Annotated in this window: 10 protein-coding genes; 4 read left to right on the top strand and 6 right to left on the bottom strand. The window is 45.5% G+C overall.

The annotated features are described in order from the left end of the window. The coding region (locus tag HY58_RS16365) for an RHS repeat-associated core domain-containing protein (RefSeq protein WP_216593822.1) at nucleotides 1-900 on the top strand (900 nt) is incomplete at its 5' end. Nucleotides 901-902: 2 nt separating this feature from the next. Next, entirely contained in the window at nucleotides 903-1,391 is a 489-nt protein-coding gene (locus tag HY58_RS16360; RefSeq protein ID WP_039134469.1) for a hypothetical protein, read from the top strand. A gap of 1,301 nt (nucleotides 1,392-2,692) precedes the next feature. On the opposite strand, the gene HY58_RS16350 is transcribed toward HY58_RS16360, so the two are convergent. Further along, on the bottom strand, nucleotides 2,693-3,691 hold the full coding sequence (locus HY58_RS16350; RefSeq protein WP_039134464.1) for a beta-ketoacyl-ACP synthase III: 999 nt from the start codon (nucleotides 3,689-3,691) through the stop codon (nucleotides 2,693-2,695). 54 nt (nucleotides 3,692-3,745) lie between these two features. On the opposite strand from HY58_RS16350, the gene ruvA reads away from it, so the two are divergent. Together ruvA and sprA are read left to right on the top strand one after the other, a co-directional pair. Beyond that, the gene (gene ruvA / locus HY58_RS16345) at nucleotides 3,746-4,330 is read left to right on the top strand and encodes a Holliday junction branch migration protein RuvA (RefSeq protein WP_039134461.1); all 585 of its coding nucleotides are present in this window, start codon (nucleotides 3,746-3,748) and stop codon (nucleotides 4,328-4,330) included. 77 nt (nucleotides 4,331-4,407) lie between these two features. Then, on the top strand, nucleotides 4,408-11,655 hold the full coding sequence (gene sprA / locus HY58_RS16340; protein ID WP_052324226.1) for a cell surface protein SprA: 7,248 nt from the start codon (nucleotides 4,408-4,410) through the stop codon (nucleotides 11,653-11,655). Between the two features lie 366 nt (nucleotides 11,656-12,021). Here the strand turns inward: sprA and HY58_RS16335 are convergent, their stop codons facing one another. The 5 genes from HY58_RS16335 to lnt form a co-directional block, all read right to left on the bottom strand. After that, a complete protein-coding gene (locus HY58_RS16335) occupies nucleotides 12,022-12,543 on the bottom strand; it encodes a hypothetical protein (RefSeq protein ID WP_039134458.1) in 522 nt (173 codons plus the stop codon). Nucleotides 12,544-12,640: 97 nt separating this feature from the next. Then, nucleotides 12,641-13,399, bottom strand: a complete 759-nt coding sequence (locus tag HY58_RS16330; protein ID WP_039134455.1) for an SDR family NAD(P)-dependent oxidoreductase — start codon at nucleotides 13,397-13,399, stop codon at nucleotides 12,641-12,643. 51 nt (nucleotides 13,400-13,450) lie between these two features. Next, nucleotides 13,451-16,108 carry a PKD domain-containing protein gene (locus HY58_RS16325; RefSeq protein WP_039134452.1) on the bottom strand — a complete coding sequence of 886 codons (2,658 nt, stop codon included), beginning with the start codon at nucleotides 16,106-16,108 and terminating at the stop codon, nucleotides 13,451-13,453. Next, nucleotides 16,108-16,893 (bottom strand): alpha/beta fold hydrolase, encoded by a 786-nt coding sequence (locus HY58_RS16320; protein WP_039134450.1) that lies wholly within the window; start codon nucleotides 16,891-16,893, stop codon nucleotides 16,108-16,110. The genes HY58_RS16325 and HY58_RS16320 overlap by 1 nt, the downstream gene beginning before the upstream one ends. Continuing rightward, nucleotides 16,890-18,506, bottom strand: a complete 1,617-nt coding sequence (gene lnt, locus HY58_RS16315; RefSeq protein WP_253271597.1) for an apolipoprotein N-acyltransferase — start codon at nucleotides 18,504-18,506, stop codon at nucleotides 16,890-16,892. The genes HY58_RS16320 and lnt overlap by 4 nt, the downstream gene beginning before the upstream one ends. Between the last annotated feature and the right edge of the window lie 98 nt (nucleotides 18,507-18,604).

Raw genomic sequence — 18,604 nt, 5'->3', positions numbered from 1 at the left:
GCGGGGATAAGTTCAAAAGCAATGGGGAAAATGGAGAATAAATACAAGTTCAATAAAGGTTCAGAGTTACAGTCAAAAGAGTTCTCTAATGGTGTAGGCTTAGATTGGTATAGTACTCAGTACAGGATGTATGATCCTCAAATCGGAAGATGGCATGTAATTGATCCCAAGCCTACTATGTCTGAAAGTCCGTATTCTGCGATGGGAAGTAATCCGATTTCATTTAATGATCCTTTGGGTGATACTATTCGTGTGGATAATTCCATTACTGGAAATAAACTTTTAAATTCTTCATTTAATGCTTTTACAAGAACAAAAGAGGGGAGAAAGTATTTATCTAAATATGCATCTAAAAATCAAACTATAGGCGGCCAGACTTTTAAAAAAGATGGCAAATACAGCAAAAAGGGAATTGACTTGAATTATAACGCCAAGTCTTTCGATAAAGACAAAGGCGGTGAAACCACCAAGTCTATTGATGCAGGTGGCAGGGGACAGATTACTATTTCTGTAAATTCAAATTTTTACGAGAAAACAACGGATGGCTTAGTCAATGAAGCAGTAAGTAAAATTGGTACTTTATTCCATGAGTCATTTATTCATGGAAGCTTACATACAGCAGACTTTTTAGACAACAAAAAGTTTGATTACAGCAACATTAATTCGGATGTGAAAAATGCAGTTGGTGACTCGCGACATTATCATCATTATAAGGTATTAAAGGACTATGTTAATAAAGGGTATAATAGCGGCAATTTGTGGCCACTTAATGCATTTAACGGGATGAAAGAAATAAATGACAAACTCAAAGTATTTCCATCAGACCAAGCATTGTTAATTGATATGTGGAATTATGATGGTGGTATTGAATTGGATGAAAATGGCAATAAAAAAAAATAGTAATGAAGCAGTCAATTATTGCATTTATTTTATTTTGTTCCTGTAATACGAGCGAAAAAGTTTATGCACCTAATTTTGAACAGATTGACTTTACCTATGACAGTGGGTGGAAGGTGGCGTACTCAATGAAAATTTACAAGGACGGTTCAGTTTACATTGGAGACGGCAGATGGAATAAAAAATATTTTTCGGCAACATTGCCTATAGAGAGAGTGAAATCTATGGATAGTCTTTTTACGAAAATTCCTTTTAGCCAGTACGACTCTAATTATAAAGAGGAAATTGAAGATCAATCATCATATAAGGTTATTATAATAAAACCAGATAATGATACTGTATCGGTTTTTGTATACGGGAAAAATGCTCCTTTGTTATTGGAAAACTTTTTTCACGAATTAAAGAATATACGGGAAACACTACAATTAGAGGCAAAGGATACAACTATTTCTTTTTTAAGTTTGCGAAACTTTTACCTACCCCCAATAAAATAGTGAATGTGCCCAACATATGTTGACAGTTGTTTAATATTTCTCAGTTGCCTCCAGAGCCGGGATTTTTGTTCTAAATACATCATTTAGTGTTTTATTTGTAAAGTTGAAGAGGTGTAAATTTCCCCAAAGTTTGGTTCCCTTTGACGATTACTTTTGAATAACGATGATGGACAATCTAATTATTTATCAGGTAACTTTATCCCAACCAACCTATACTGCTTTTACGATGCGAGCCTTTGACCGGTTAAAAAATAGGAGTTATGGCAGGTAAAGCTGGGGACAATAATGGAGTTGGTAAAGCAGTACTTGTTTTTATGTATAGGAGCATTGGTTTTGCTGGAAATGGGCAACCGAAGGTCTAAAAGGGAATTTGCAAGAGTGCCGCGAAAAAGTAAAAAAGCTGGTTACAATGTCTGTCTATTACCACACTAATATATTATACAATGTATAAGGCGTATCATATTTATTCTTCAAATTATATTCTTGGAATAAGATTTTTAGCAATAAATCTGAGAACCCTATATTAAATGCATTCCTCGCAGTTAGTTTATTGTGTTACATCAACCTTGTAAGTTTTTCATTGTTAATAGAAGCGTTATTCAGGATTACCATTTTGAATTTTGAAAATTATCATGGCTGGTATTGGATTGGAATTATCTTGGGTGTTATGCTAATAAATTACTTTTTATTAATCTTTAATGGTAAGCATAATAAAATCATTCAATATTTTAAAAATAATAAATCTATAAAAAAAGATTATGCAGTAATTAGTTATATCATATGCACAGCCGTTCTTCTACTTGCCATCTTTGTTTTGGTTTGATTCCCAAAGATGAAGATTAGTATAGGATGTCCTCTTACTTCTTACATTTCATAGCTCCATTTGATCCAAGTAGAGCTTGCAAGCTTTTTAGGCTTCCCCAAAGTTCGGTCGGCAAAGTTTGAACAGACAACAAATTTGATGTCCTGTTTTTATTAATTTAAAGTTGAGTGAAAGACCACTATGCCCGTTCGTGCGTATTGGTTCGACAATCCTTCGAGGGTCCTTCGAGCATCCTTCGAGCAGGGTTCGGAAAGCCTTAGAAACGGCTGGCATGCCGGTATATTTTTATCCGAATACTAATTGAGTTTCCATGGCCCATGATAGACAATAATACATTCATGAGGCAGGGGTTTCCAAATCAAACTGGACAAACAGGCATATGGTATACACAAACGCCATATTTGATGCACGAAGGTGATTCAAGTACTTACTGAACGCAATTCCCAAATCTTACCTCTTACCTCTTACCTCTTACATCTTACATGTCATAGTTCCACTTGATCCAAGTGGCTCCCCATGTGAACCCTCCCCCAAATGCAGCAAGCACCAAATTATCTCCCTTCTTTAATTCTTTTTCCCATTCCCATAAGCATAGCGGAATGGTGCCAGCAGTGGTATTACCATAGCGCTGGATGTTCACCATCACTTTTTCTTTGGGAAGGTTCATCCTTTCTGCCGTGGCATCAATGATCCGCAGATTGGCCTGGTGGGGTACCAGCCACGCGATATCATCTCCCGTCAGGTTATTCCTTTCCAGTAACTCCGCACTTACATCGGCCATCCCCTTCACCGCAAACTTGAAAACGGTCTTACCTTCCTGGTAGGCAAAATGTTCTTTATTGGTAACGGTCTCTATTGTTGCCGGACGCGCAGAGCCTCCCGCCTTCATATTTAAATAATGCCTTCCGCTGCCGTCTGTCCGCAAAATACTATCCAGCACCCCGCTTCCATCAGTAGCCGGCTCCAGCAACACGGCCCCGGCACCATCACCAAAAATCACACAGGTGTTCCGGTCCGAATAATCTATTATGGCACTCATCTTATCGGCTCCCACTACTACCACTTTTTTATATCGCCCGCTCTCAATATAGGCAGCGCCGGAAGTGAGTGCAAAAAGAAATCCCGAGCAGGCCGCACTAAGATCATATCCCCATGCATTTACCGCCCCGATCTTATCACATACAATATTCGCAGTGGCCGGAAAAACCATATCGGGTGTAACGGTTGCCACTATCATACAGTCTATCTCAACAGGATCAATCCCCCTTTTTTTACAGAGCTCTAAAACCGCTGGAACAGCCATGTCAGAAGTGGCCTTGCCTTCCCCTTTTAGTATTCGCCTTTCAGAGATACCGGTACGGGTGCGGATCCATTCATCATTGGTGTCAACCATCTTTTCAAGATCAAAGTTGGTAAGCTTGTCTTCTGGAACATATCCGCCAACTGCAGTGATGGCGGCAGTGATTTTATTAGTCATGCGTTTAATTTCGAAAGCGCAGCGAAATTACGGCTAATAGTTTATTTTGCAGCCATGATCGCTTATCTGAGGGGGAAATTCACACTTATAACCCCAACAACTGTACATATTGATGTGCAGGGTGTGGGATATGAAGTTTTTATTACATTAAATACATTTGCGGCTATAGAGGCACTTGAATCCGGACAATTGTTTACGTATCTTCATATCAGGGAAGATGCGCATATTGTTTACGGTTTTCACACAGTGGCAGAAAAAGAGATGTTTCTCCAACTGCTGGGAGTAAATGGTGTAGGTGCAGCAACAGCCCGGATGATGTTGTCATCCATGCAACCCGAAGAGATCATTCGCGCCATCACCCAGGGCAATGCCCGGCAACTTGAATCGGTGAAAGGTATAGGGCGAAAAACCGCGGAAAGGATAGTGCTTGAATTGCGTGATAAGGTAACCCGGCAATCGCTTGAAGCAAATATTTCAAATGCAGCAGGCAATACTGCCGAACAGGATGCGTTAATTGCCTTGGTAGCATTGGGGATCGCGAGACCCGCAGCAGAAATGGCATTGAAAAAAGCGATCAACTCCGGATCTGGTTCTGATAAAGTAGAAGAAATAATTAAATCAGCACTTAAAAACCTCTAAGCCTATAGCTGCACGTTTACCTAACTAATTACCTGGGAAAAAAGACTGTGGGCAATTTATTTCATCAACTTTTCAGGTTGGCATTCCTTATCCTGCTGGCTGCTGGTGGTGCTGTGCTGCCATCTGAGGCTGTTGCCTGGCAACAACCCGATACCGCCCGCAAAGCAATTGCCGATACTTCCAAAAAACCTTTGGCCGATTCCGCCATCCTTCCCCTGCGTGATACTATCCGCGGGGTCGATACCCTAAAATATCCTCTCCGCGACAGAAGAAGCGAAGACCTCTCTTCTCCCAACAGAAACCCGTTTGACCTTAAGGATCCCTCTAATATAAAACGCAGCGTTGAATATGATCCGGTAACCCGTCAGTATTATTTTGTTGAAAAGATCGGCGATAAATATTACCGCTCACCTACCTACATGAGCTTCGAGGAATACCTCCGCTTCCGCGCCCGCGAACAGGAAGAGGAATATTTCCGCGACCGTGCCGATGTGCTGAGCCAGCTTAACCGTAAACGAATCAAGCCAAAACTTACCGCCCACGAAACTTTCTTTAACAGGATCTTCGGTACCGGTAAAGTGGATATCCGTCCACAGGGTAATGTGGATATCATCGCCGGCTACCAGGGACAGAATATCAAAAACCCAACGCTTCCCGAACGCGCCCGCCGCAACGGGGGATTTGATTTTGATATGAATGCCAATCTTAGTGTGTTGGGTAACGTTGGTAGCAAACTTAAACTGCCCATCACCTATAATACCCTCGCCAACTTCGACTTCGAAAACCAGCTTAAACTAGATTATACCGGCGATGCCGATGAAATCATCAAACGTATTGAAGCGGGTAATATCTCCTTCTCCACCAAGGGATCTTTGATTCCCGGCGCTCAATCGCTGTTCGGTATCAAAACCCAGTTGCAGTTTGGTAAACTTTTCATCACCACGGCACTGGCTAACCAGCGGGCACAACGCCAGTCGATGGGACTGCTGGGCGGCGCTGCCACCACAAACTTTGAATTCCGTGCCAACGACTATGAAGAGAACAGGCACTTCCTGCTTTCACAGTTCTTCCGCAAAAATTATAATAAGGCCATGGGTAGCCTTCCCGCGGTTAATTCACTGGTGAACATTCTTCGTATAGAGGTGTGGGTTACCAACCGCACCGGCGTTACCACCGAAACCCGTGATATCGTTGCGCTGGCCGACCTCGGTGAAAGAAATCCTTATAACTTCCCCGACCCCGGCGGTGTTGATAGTCTGCCTTCCAACACGGTGAATGGCCTCTACCGCACCATCACCAGCGACCCCACCAGCAGGTTCTCGGCCCAGATAACCAATAAACTTCAAAGTCTTGGTTTAAGACCCGTGCAGGATTTTGAAAAGACCTTTGCCCGCAAGCTGGGTCCCAATGATTATTACTATAACCCACAGGTGGGTTTCATCTCCCTCAACCAGCCCCTGCAACCCGATGAAGTTCTCGGCGTCGCTTTCCAATACAACTATAATGGAAGGATACTCCAGGTGGGTGAGTTTTCTCAGGATGTTCCGCCTGATACTACCGCCATCATCGCAGGTAACCCCAAGGTGCTCTTCCTGAAATTACTGAAGGCCACTTCGCAGCGTACCACATTGCCGATCTGGGACCTGATGATGAAAAACGTTTATGCCCTGCGTACCCGCGAGGGTGGCTATATCTCCAGCGTGCAGCCCACCGATTTCAAGCTGAACGTCTTGTATGAAGAGCCGAGCCTGGGTACCAAACGCTATATTCCCGAAGGTCCAAAAACAGGTATCCCGCTTATCACCATCCTCAATCTCGACCGGCTTAATAATAACCGCGACCCACAACCCGATGGGGTATTCGATTATATTGAAGGCTATACCATGATCTCCAACCAGGCCAGGGTGATTTTTCCCCTGCTGGAGCCTTTCGGCCGCGACCTCGACAGTATTGCTTTCCAGGGTGTAACGCAGGACATCCGCGACAAATATGTATTTACCCCGCTCTACGATACCATTAAGGAAATCGCCAAAACCTTCGCCAACCTCGACCGCTTTATCATCAGCGGTACAGCCAAAGGACAGGCAAGTTCAGATATATCACTCGGGGCTTTCAATGTGCCGCAGGGATCGGTACAGGTGTCGGCAGGCGGAAGAATGCTGGTGGAGGGGATTGATTTCCTTGTAGATTATAATCTTGGCTCCGTCAAGATCATCAACCAGGCCATCCTCAATTCTGGCATCCCGGTGAATGTGCAATATGAGAACAGTGCCACTTTTGGAATACAACAGCGAAACTACCTCGGTCTCCGATGGGATTATATGGCTAAAAATACCGCCAAGGAATCGTTGACCTTTGGCGGACAGATGGTGCGATTGGGAGAGAGGCCCTATTTCACCAAGATGAACTATAATGAGGATCCCATACGCAACACCATGTATGGACTCGATTTCAGTTATCGTTCCGATTTCCCCAAACTTACCCGACTACTTGATAAACTGCCGTTCTATTCCACCAAGGAAATGAGTAGTATCATGGCCTATGGTGAAGGCGCTATCCTGAAACCGGGGCACCCGCCACAGATCGGAAAGGGAGATGAGGGACTTATATACATTGATGACTTTGAGGGAACAAGAAATAGTATCGACCTACGTTTTCCGTTGATCAGTTGGTCGCTGGCTTCCACGCCCCAGGGCAATGGACTCTTCCCCGAAGGCTCCTATAATGATTCACTTCCTTATGGATACAATCGCGCCAAGCTGGCCTGGTATAATATTGAACCCAATCTGCAGGACCGTCGCGCTCCCAATAACCCGGTTGCCGGCTACCAGGATTATAAAGACCCTCGTATTCAGGCCATCCTCCAGCAGAAACTATTTCCTGCCAAAACACCCGACTATGGACTTGCGCAGCTGATCACTTTTGATATGGCCTATTACCCAACAGAAAGAGGCCCCTATAATTTCGATGCCCGGGCAGGAAGTGTTGCGGCCAATGGCAAACTCCTGAATCCCAGCCAGCGTTGGGGTGGTATCATGCGCGGCCTCGACCAGGTTGACTTTGAAACCGGCAACGTGGAATTCATTGAGTTCTGGATGCAGGATCCCTTCCTGGTGCAGCCCAATAGTACCGGCGGACAGCTTTATTTCAACCTCGGAAATATTTCAGAAGATGTTCTCCGCGATGGCCGTCGCTTCTTTGAAAATGGACTTCCCACGCCCAATATACAGGCAGCGGTAGATTCCTCTTCGCGATGGGGTAATGTTCCCAATAACCCGATACAGGTTACTACTGCTTTCAGTAATGATCCCGCCGACCGTCCCTTTCAGGATGTTGGTTTTGATGGGTTGAATGATGATTCGGAAAGAAGAAAATTCAGCGCATACCTGTCGCAGTTAGCAGCAGTTGCAGGCACCGGCTCACCGGCTTACCAATCTGCACTTACTGACCCATCGAGTGATAACTTCCGCAACTACCGCGATGCAGAATATGACCGCACCCGCGCGGATATCCTCACCCGTTATAAGAACATCAATAACTCGCACGGTAACTCACCCATTGCCGATAATAATTCAACCACTACAACGGCCTTCACGCTATACCCCGACCAGGAAGACCTTAACCGCGATAACACCCTCAACGAACTGGAAGAATACTTCCAATACAAGGTTGACCTCACGCCTGAAAGAATGACCATCGGGCAGAATTATATCACTGATATGAGAGCCTTCGATATTGATGGCGTCAATCATAAATGGTTTCTTTTTCGCATACCCGTAGCCGAGTATGAGCAGAAAGTGGGTAATATCCCCGACTTTAAATCGATCCGTTTCCTTCGTATGTTCATGACCGGTTTCCAGGATTCTGTTATTACACGTTTTGCCAAGCTGGAACTAGTTCGTAACCAATGGCGCCGCTTCTCCTTTGAGCTCGATACAACCGGTATCTACAAGCCTTTGGCAACAAGCAATCCAACTTCGTTTAATGTGCTGGCGGTGAATGTGGAAGAGAACAGCGGACGTGCGCCGGTGAATTACCTGATACCTCCCGGCATTGAAAGGGTTCAGCAGCTCAGTAATAACAACGTCAATATCCTGCAGAACGAGCAGGCCATGAGTATGCAGATCTGCAACCTGGCTGGTGGTGATGGCAGGGGCGTATTCAAAACCCTTAACCTCGACCTTCGCCAGTATGGTGAACTGAAAATGTTTGCGCATACCGAAAGCGTTGAAGGCTACCCCGAGATCCGCGATGGTGATCTCTCTGCCGTTATCAGGATCGGAAATGATTTTGTAGGCAACTATTATGAAGTGCGCATACCCCTGAAGGTTACTCCATTTGGAAGATATACCGATCAGCAGAATGATATCGTGTGGCCCCTCGATAATGAATTGAGATTATCACTGCAGCGGCTTATCGACCTCAAAATAAGGCGTAACAATGTATCACAGCCAAACCTTTACTATAAGGAAACAGACGATGATGGAAAGAGCTATGCCATCTTCGGAAACCCCAACCTCGGTGAGGTAAGAGGTATGTTTGTGGGCGTTGTGAACAATACTACCGGTGATGCCTGTACGGAAGTTTGGTTCAATGAACTCCGCCTTTCTTCAATTGATGAAAAAGGCGGCTGGGCTGCCACTGGAAGGGTGGATGTTAAACTCGCCGACCTTGGTACACTTTCTCTTTCCGGTGCTGCAAGAAGTATAGGTTTCGGAAACCTCGAGATGCGGGCCAATGAAAGGGCAAGGGAAAACTTCACACAGTTTGATGTTGCCACCAACCTCGAGCTGGGTAAACTCCTTCCCGCCAAAGCAGGTATTTCTATTCCGGTGTATGCAGGCTATTCACAAACCATTCTTACTCCGGAATACGATCCCTATGATCTCGATGTAAAACTTAAAGCAAAACTGGATGCGGCAACTTCTTCAGAGCGTGATTCTATCCGCGCTGAGTCAGTTGATATCACCACCACCAAAACGGTGAACTTCACCAACGTCCGTAAGATCAATACCAGTGGTAAAAAGCAAAAGATCTACAGCATCGAAAATTTTGATGTCAGCTACTCGTATACCAAGATGGAGCGCAATAATCCGCTCATCGAATCAGAAGAGCTGACAAGGCATAGGGGAGGACTCGGTTATAATTTCGTTGCTACGCCTAAGTATTGGGAGCCTTTCAAGAAAGGCATGAAGGCTACCACCAAATGGCTCGACCTGGTAAAGGATTTCAACCTTAACTATGCGCCATCCCTGTTGAGTTTCCGGGCCGATGTAAACCGTCAGTTCGGTGCCATCAGGCCTCGTAACGTTGGTGGTCCCAAAGGCATCATCCCCGAAACCTATGACAAGTACTTTACATTCGATCGATATTATAATCTGCGCTGGGATCTGTCGCGATCACTCAACATTGACTTCACGGCAGTGAACAGGGCAAGGGTAGACGAAGATTCGGGTCGCCTCGACCAGGCCGAGAGGCGAAGGATGTGGCGTTTGTTCTGGCAGGGGGGAAGGAATGTGATGTATGACCAGAGCGCTAATATCACTTATACACTTCCAACCACCAAGCTGCCGCTGGTAGACTGGACCACCATCCGGCTAGGATATGTGGCGCGCTATAACTGGCTGGCTTCCTCACTTGATCCGTTTGCCAAGAGCCTCGGAAATTTTGTTGGCAATGCACAGGAGAAAAATGTGACGGGAGAGTTTGACTTTACCCGGCTCTATGCCAAGAGCAGGTTCTTAAGGGCGCTCGATTGGGATGCACCACCGCCGCCTCCAAAAGCGCCGGAACAACCCAAGGCACCTGGTGATACTACATCAACCGGTAAAAGGGAAAGGGTGAAACGTGATCCCAACCAATTACCGCAACTGAATGGTTTTGTAAAAGTGATCGGAAGAATTATCACCTCCGTTAAAAGAGTGAGCGTGCAATATGGTGAGGTGGGAACTACCTCTATTGCCGGCTATACCGACAGTACCAAAATACTTGGAATGAATCCGGGCTCCAATGCGCCGGGATGGGGATTTGTTTTCGGCAAACAACCTGATACCTCTTTTATCAATGATTTTGCCCGAAGGGGATTAATCACCCGAAACCCATTGCTCAACAACCTTAACCGGCAGGATTTCAACCAGCGACTCAGCATCACGGCCCAGTTGATCCCATTGCGTGATCTCACCATTGATATCAGCCTCGATAAAACTTTCGGAAAGAATTATTCCGAGCTCTATAAGGATACCGTGGGCAATGGAAACTTCGTTCGCCTGAGTCCATATGTTTCAGGAACCTTCAGCGTTTCCTTTATTTCTTTCCAGACCCTGTTCGGAAAGTTTGAGCCCAACGAGATCACCAATACCTTCAGGACCTTCCAGGAAAACCGGATCATTCTCTCCAGGCGCAATGCTGAAAGAAACCCATACTGGAAAGACCTTCCGGATAACGAAAAGTTTTTGTCCGATGGTTATTACACTGGCTATAGCAGGTATGCCCAGGATGTGCTGATCCCGGCATTCATTGCTGCCTATACCAAAAAGGATCCGCTCGATGTTGCCCTGATTGACCAGGAGAATGGTGACATCCGCTCCAACCCATTCAGGAAGATCATCCCGAAACCAAACTGGCGATTGACTTATACCGGACTCACCAAAATTCCGGCCCTCGAGAAACGATTCTCGAGCGTAACCATCACACATGCCTATAGCAGTACCCTGGGGATGAACAGCTTCAACAACAACCTGCTTTTCCAGGATCCCCTGAGTTATAATATGCCTGGCTTTATAGATACGGCCACCGGAAACTTCTTCCCTTATTTCCTGGTTCCGAATATCTCTATCCAGGAGGCGTTTGCTCCATTTATAGATATCGACCTGCAGTTCACCAACCAGCTGACCGCCCGTTTTGAATACAAGAAGAGCCGTCAGTTGAGTCTTAGCCTGGTCGATTTCCAGTTGAGTGAGGCGAGATCGGAGGAGTTTACAATCGGGGTGGGATGGCGTAAACGCGGACTTAACCTGCCCTTCAAAGTGAAACTGCCTGGCATGAAAGAGTCCTCCAAGGAGTTGTCGAATGACCTTAACCTCCGCCTTGACCTGAGTTTGCGTGATGATGCAACTGCCAATAGCCGGCTCGACCAGGAGGCTGCCCTGCCCACGGCGGGACAGAAAGTAATAACTATTTCTCCCTCAATAGATTATGTGCTGAATAATAGGATCAATCTGAGGCTCTTCTTTGACCAGCGACGCACCGAGCCCAAGGTCTCAACCTCCGCGCCCATTACGACCACCCGCGCCGGATTGCAGATTCGGGTTTCCCTTGCTCAATAGTATGAGCCAATTAGTATTAATGGTTTGATAGGGAAGTAGGCCTTGATGCCTTCCCGGTGCCTTCCCGGTTAAACCTAAGTGCCTTTTATGTCGGAGGATGGCCGGAGGATCCGCGGATGATGTTGGGTGGATGATCTCTACCCATCTGCCGCTTGTCAGGACAGGCGTCTGATGGGTTTATTTCTTAACTCGCTATAAATGAGACGATTACTTTAGAAAATCCGCCGATAATTTCTAGAATTGTTGCTTTTTCAGGGTACCTGTCTGACGTCTTTCCTGACATATGTCAGACGGGTAAAAGGCTCATTTGATTCCATTAATTGGCTCAAAGCATGTAATAATGGGCTCATTGGTTCATCGATTGGCTCATCGTTTTCCGACCACCTGTGGATCGCCGGGAGCGCTGGTTCGCTTGAAGAGCATTACATATCCACAGAGATCCTTTTTGGTTTTGTGGACCTGCACCGGCTTGATCATATGGAACTCGGAAGTGCCGGGAACATAAGTGAAGTTGATAATATTTCCATCTACATCGCCCCATAAGTTCTTCCTGTAGATGACTTGTTTCTCAGTATAATCATACATCCTCACCTCGTAGAGGCGGGCGCCAGGATCACCAATAAATACAAAACTGTACCATTCCCTGGAGTTGAGTGGAACGATAATGGGCATTTCAAATGCACTTTCCATCTGCATCGATGCTTCCCTTAAAAGGCTGAAGCCATGCGACTTATAATATTCTTTGAGACTATCGATCTGGTGGGTGTAATTATTGGTGGCACAGGAACGCTGCCGGATAATATTATCCTCTTTCTGTGCAAGTGCCGGCGCAGCAAACAGACTTGTTGCAAGTGCCAGCACTGAAAAAAGGATATGGGATGATTTCATAACAATTTTATAGTCACAAGAATTGTTCCAGTAACTGTATTCTAAACGCAAAAGGAGAAACTTTATGTTTGCCCCTCTACTATTAAAGCCGATTTAGTTATTTTTTAAAAGTGAGGTATGAATTTGCCTGGGCTGTTGCCATGATCACCAGGTCATTAATACATACATGGGGTGGGAGACTGGCGCAATACCATGCCGTGTCCGCTATGTCCTCCGCCCTTAATGGTTCATAACCAGTATAAACGGCGGCAGCTTTTTCGGTATCACCTTTAAAGCGGACAATAGAGAATTCGGTGTCGGCTGCACCCGGATGAATGGCGGTAACTTTAATTCCCAGCCTCAGCAGATCAATCCGCATGGCTTTAGAAATGGCATCCACAGCATGCTTGGATGCGCAGTAAACATTTCCCTTTTCATATACTTCCTTCCCTGCAATGGATCCGATATTAATGATATGGGCATTAGCCGACTGTTTCAGATGCGGTAAAACTGCCCGGCTCACATAGAGCAATCCCTTCAGGTTGGTATCGATCATGGTTTCCCAGTCATCCATATCGGCCTCATCAAAATAATCGCGGCCCAATGCCAGTCCCGCATTATTGATGAGTAAATCAATCTTCGCAAATTCACCTGGGATACTATCCACAGCCTGCTTTACTTCATTTTTATTCCGCACATCAAAAACAAGTGGCAGGCATTTTACAGAATAGGTATCCCTGATCTGCTGGCAGAGGAAATCAAGTTTTTCTGCTCTTCTTCCCGTTACTATGAGATCATATCCACCTGCTGCAAACTTCTCGGCACAGGCCTTACCAAAGCCGGCAGTGGCGCCGGTTATCATCGCGATTTTTGACATACGCAATATTAAGCAGCATTCATGATTGAACAATAATCCGATGGAAGTTCGCTAGCGGATCAACACCATCGTACCCTTTTTGAAGATTGTTTTACCGGTAAAATCCGTACCCTGAACCATCCACACATAGGTGCCGGTTCCCTGAGCATTTCCATTGATATTTCCATCCCAGCCCCGGTTGGCTTCCCGGGTAGAGAATACCAGTTGCCCCCAGCGATTATACACCCGGAAATAATCAAACCTTGCTATACCCACCGGGCGTGGACGAAAGACAGTATTTGAACTGCCACCGGGAGTAAACGCATTCGGAACAAAAATATCAGGGTTGGTCCGGAACAAGGTTATATTAATGGTGTCATAAGAAAAGCAATCCTCCGGCGTGGAAACCCTGAGTACATAGGTCTGGTTCTGCGAAAGGTTTGCTATGGGATTGGGTATATTGGTGAAGTTGAGTCCCGTTGATGGTTCCCATACATAAATATCTGCACCGGTACCCTGCAACTGCAGCGGCTGCCCCACCACTATAGCTGTATCATTGCCCGCAAATGCCTGCACCAGCGGCCTTACGCCCACCACCACAGTATCGATTCCGGGTTTGGGGCATCCCTTGTTATCGGTTACCGTCAGCACATAGGATGTTGTAGTTAAAGGGAAGGCTATGGGACTTAAAGTTTCAGGTGCTATCAATGTATTTTGGGGGCTCCAGCTAAATGATGATCCATTGATGGTGGCATTCAACTGGATAGAATCTTCATAACAGATGATGATATCTTCTCCGGCAAATGCCCCCGGATAGGGCACGGTGCGGATATTGATATTCCCTGTTTTAGTACACTTTCCTATACTGGCTGTAACAGCATAGGTTGTTGTAGCGGTGGGTGTTGCAATAGGATTGGAAACAGTGGGATCATTCAGCGATTCTGCCGGAGTCCACTGGTATTTTAATCCATCCCCAAAAGCTTGTAGCGGTATTGGATCGGTGAGACAAATAGTTGTGTCGGCTGAAGCAGACAAGGTAACCTCATTCACTACCCGAACCCTTATTGAATCACGGGTGATACATCCATTGTCTTCCAGGTCAACAATATAAGTTGTTGTAGTTTTCGGGTATACCAATGGGTTAGCAATATTCCGGTTGGAAATATTTGTGGCGGGGCTCCAGGTAAACCGGGGAGCAAGGCTTCCGGGCGAATTGGCCTGCAGTTGTAAACTATCGATACTACAGATGAGCGTATCGCGGAAGGGAAGTTCAAGAGCGGGCTTGTCGAGCACATCCACCGTTCCGGTGAAGATCTTCTGGCATCCCTTATTGGTTTCAACCGTCAGCCTTACAGTTTTAACTCCAAGGGAATTATAAAGATAGCTGGGGTTCTGCAGGGTGGAAACATCGAGTGGAGTGGTTTCATCACCAAACTCCCATGACCATTTATTCACTGTTCCGTAGCGCGTATTTGATGTATCGCGGAAATTAAAAGGCGTAAAAAGACAGGCTCCCGTATAAGTGAATCCGGGGAAGAAACCCGGGTAAACTTTCGCGAGGGTAAATGCAGAATCAAGGCATTGCCCCCCTGGCAGCATCACCATCAGCTTAACCCTATAGGTTCCTGTATCAGCATAAAGGTGCCGAACATTTCCGAGGGCAGCTGTGGATGTGTCTGTCTTGGTTCCATCACCGAAATCCCATACATGGATGGATCCGGACGGATTTACCTGGCCATTCTGAAAGCTGACATTGAAATCATCGCAGAATTTATAATCGGGATTAAGTACGGCTTTCAGGGGATTACAATCCGATACTTTAAGGTGAATATCCTTACGATGTACATTAATGAGTTTTCCCCTCCTGTATTCACTGATACAAACCGTTACCACATACTGTCCAACTACATCGGGGGCAAGACCTGTAATGATTCCGGTAAACCGGTTAATACTTACCGATGATCCAAGTGGACTGGTGCCGGGATAATTAACCTGGTAGGGTAATCCCCGGTAAGGCGGAGGCGCTGCAGGGTTAGGGGCGGGACAAGTATAGCAATCTTCAGCCTGAGTTCTTCCCCCCCCATCATAAGCTGAGCATAACTGGTAGGTTAGTGAATCGCCGTCATTGACGTCCCTTGCAGAAAAATCAAATTCAAATCCGGAGCCAGCGCAGATGGCTACAGCATCATTTCCCGAGATCTCCGGACTGCTATTATGCTCATTGGCGGCAAGTGTATTGGTACCGGGAATTTCAGCAAGATAAGTTGCTCCTGTTGCGGCACTGTTTCCGGAGATATTTTCAATACCTGCGATTCTGCAGCATCGCTGGAAAGAAATTATATATCCATCCGGGTCATCCTGCAGATCGATGGTAGTGCGATAAAACCGAAGGTTATAACAGATATCGGTGGGTGGATTGGTAATACAGGGATTTGAATTGGGATCATAGCCAATCCTGCTTTCAGAAATAAAGGGTGCAATAAATGCTGCCCGTAGTTGTGAGTTATTGCTTTTGCGGAAAACAGTGAAAGGAGCCGACCCATCAAACTGTCCCTGGCTGTTCTGGAAGCAGTCGATAAATAATTTTAGCGTAACCTCATACCGGGAACTGTTAGGCGTGCTACCTGCACCGAGGTATTTATAGGTAAGTTCGCCGCCCCTGATATGGTTGGCTTGGGATACAGTACCCGCGGACAGTAAGATTATAAGTAGCAGCCAGAATGTTTTCATTAGATGCGATTATGCCCGCCCATATGCAAATCATTCATGAATTTTTGAATGGCAGCAGTGAACTTTTCGGTTTCCTCCAGCATACCCATATGGCCAGAATGCTGAAGTATATAAATATAAGACAATTCAGGAAGATGAACCTGTTGCATGGTATCGGCAAAAGGTACTGCCTGGTCCTCTTTCCCAACGATAAAAAGGACAGGAATAGTTGCCTTTTTCAATATTTCTGTTCTATCGGGTCTTGCTTTCATCGCTTCTAAAAACGCTGCCAGGCTCTCCGGAAGTATATAAGTGTTATCATTTATGATCTTATCTATGGTTTTTACCATAGTTTCCCTGTTAGCCGGGGCAAAGAGATTGACAGTAGCCGTTTGAAGAAAGGCTGCTGATCCATTTTCCCGGATAAAGTTGATGCTCTTGGTTCTTGCCTCCTTTTTGGCCTCAGGATCTGCAAAACCTGTTGAATGGAGCAGTCCAAATCCCATGAGCCGTTCCGGGTATTTTTCTGCAAAGGCAAGGGTAACATAACCACCCATAGAATGACCCAGCATTACGATAGACTCTATTTTTTCCTTCTCCAGAATTTCCAGGATCTCATCAGCCATTGATTCCATTGTCAAAGAAGATTGCATGGGCGACTGGCCGGTACCCGGAAGCTCAGGTATTATAAGCTGGTAATTATCTTTTAATGCTGTTATCTGCTTTTCCCAAATGCGACTGTCTTCACCAAAGCCATGTATAAGCATTAGCGGTTGTCCCTCGCCGGTAATAGTATAATGCATCATAGTGCTGGTTTTTTTCTTTTTTTCTTCAGGCTCATTAAGATCAACACAAGTACGCCTGCAACCATGAATTTTGAAATAAGATCACCAGTGCGCGAAAAAAAGCTCATCTCCCTCCGCAGGGTCACCACTTCCTTAATGGCAATGGCCTTATCCCAGGGTTGTTGTTGTAATATACGGCCATATGGATCAATAAAGGCACTGATTCCTGTATTTGCACTTCTTGCTATCCATCGCCGGTTTTCTATTGCCCGAAGTCTTGCATAGAGGAGGTGTTGCTTATGTCCGGATGTATTTCCCCACCAGCCATCATTGGTGATGATGCCAATTATATTGGCACCATTACGCATGAAGCCAGTCATGAAATCACCATAGATGCTTTCATAACAAATGGCAGGTGCAATGGCATATCCATTACCCACATGGCGGAGCACGGTTCTTTCTTCCTGCCTTGCATAGCCACCTGTTGTTCCACCAAATTGTTCCAGCAGTGGGCCAAGGAAATTCAGGAAGGGGGGAAGCAGTTCAACACCAGGTACCAGTTTTGATTTATGGTATCGGGATAGAATGCCGGATGAGTCGAGCAGCATGGCGCTATTGTAGGAATCATACCATAGTTCGGTATCGCGGATATGCCTTGAATATTTTGATTGCTCTCCGCTTCGATAAATCTTATATCCTTCCAATCCGCTTAATAAAACAAGCTTTGGATTTTTTCCCAGGAAATCCCATAGTGGTTTCAGTAAATAATTGTTTCGGATACTATCTTCTTCAATTCCATTGGGCAGGTTGATGGCGGTTTCGGGCCAGACAAGTAACCGGGTATTACTGTCAATTTGTGAAGCTGAAAGTTGCAGGAGTGTGGCCAGTTGTTCGTCCTGCGTGCCTGCCGTAAATTTTTTATAGGGATCGATATTCGGTTGAACCACTACAACATTATGGAGGGGTTCATTATGTTTACGTGCATCATCAGCCAGCCTTGCATCCTTTTTTTGACTGGATGTGCTCACCAGCACCGAAATGAGTATGGGTAAACCTATGCCCGCCAACAGCGTAATAGAAATTGCCCGGCGATTAATTATTTGCAGACTACCGGTTCTGTATAGCTGCTTAAACAAAAGCACATTTAACGATAATATCCAGAGTGAGCCACCGCTGGTTCCGGTGAATTCATACCATTGGATCCAGGAGGGTTGGGCAGCAAATACATTACCCAGTGTGAGCCAGGGCCAGCTAAGATCCCAGTTCAGGTGTACGTATTCAAAGGTCATCCAACAGGCTATAAAAGCCCAGTGGCCGTAGCGGCTACCAAATCTTTTATCTGCCCAGTAAAATGCCAGCCATGGAATACTCATGAGTACCGTATTCACAATAATGGCAGCTATAGAACCCGGACCGGTAGAATTCCAGATCCACCAGGTGGTGAGTGCATTCCAGGTCATCATTGATAATGCACACCAACCAACAAAAGCCCATTTTCGTGGCTGTTGATCAGCCAGCATGAACAGGGGTATGAACGCAATGAAAATTAAAAAAGTAGTTGGTAGGGGAGGCCATGCTGCAGCCAGTAATATTCCGGATGCCAATGATAAAATGAGGGGATGTATTTTTTTCAAGATCTATTAAAATGAATTGGAGAAATGTACGGAAAGGTTCTCAAAAATAACCCATCTGTTCATTTCTCCAAATCTCTCTCCATCCCTCCATCTCTCCA

The sequence above is a fragment of the Flavihumibacter sp. ZG627 genome (assembly GCF_000814325.1).
In the GTDB taxonomy this organism is placed as follows: Bacteria; Bacteroidota; Bacteroidia; order Chitinophagales; family Chitinophagaceae; genus Flavihumibacter.
This window is presented reverse-complemented; position numbering and strand designations above follow the sequence as displayed.

What these genes read in the sequence shown, in the direction of transcription:
- HY58_RS16360 (WP_039134469.1), top strand. Translation starts at nt 903, where the DNA reads ATGAAGCAGTCAATTATTGCATTTATTTTATTTTGTTCCTGTAATACG.
- HY58_RS16350 (WP_039134464.1), bottom strand. Translation starts at nt 3,691, where the DNA reads ATGACTAATAAAATCACTGCCGCCATCACTGCAGTTGGCGGATATGTT.
- ruvA (WP_039134461.1), top strand. Translation starts at nt 3,746, where the DNA reads ATGATCGCTTATCTGAGGGGGAAATTCACACTTATAACCCCAACAACT.
- HY58_RS16335 (WP_039134458.1), bottom strand. Translation starts at nt 12,543, where the DNA reads ATGAAATCATCCCATATCCTTTTTTCAGTGCTGGCACTTGCAACAAGT.
- HY58_RS16330 (WP_039134455.1), bottom strand. Translation starts at nt 13,399, where the DNA reads ATGTCAAAAATCGCGATGATAACCGGCGCCACTGCCGGCTTTGGTAAG.
- HY58_RS16325 (WP_039134452.1), bottom strand. Translation starts at nt 16,108, where the DNA reads ATGAAAACATTCTGGCTGCTACTTATAATCTTACTGTCCGCGGGTACT.
- HY58_RS16320 (WP_039134450.1), bottom strand. Translation starts at nt 16,893, where the DNA reads ATGATGCATTATACTATTACCGGCGAGGGACAACCGCTAATGCTTATA.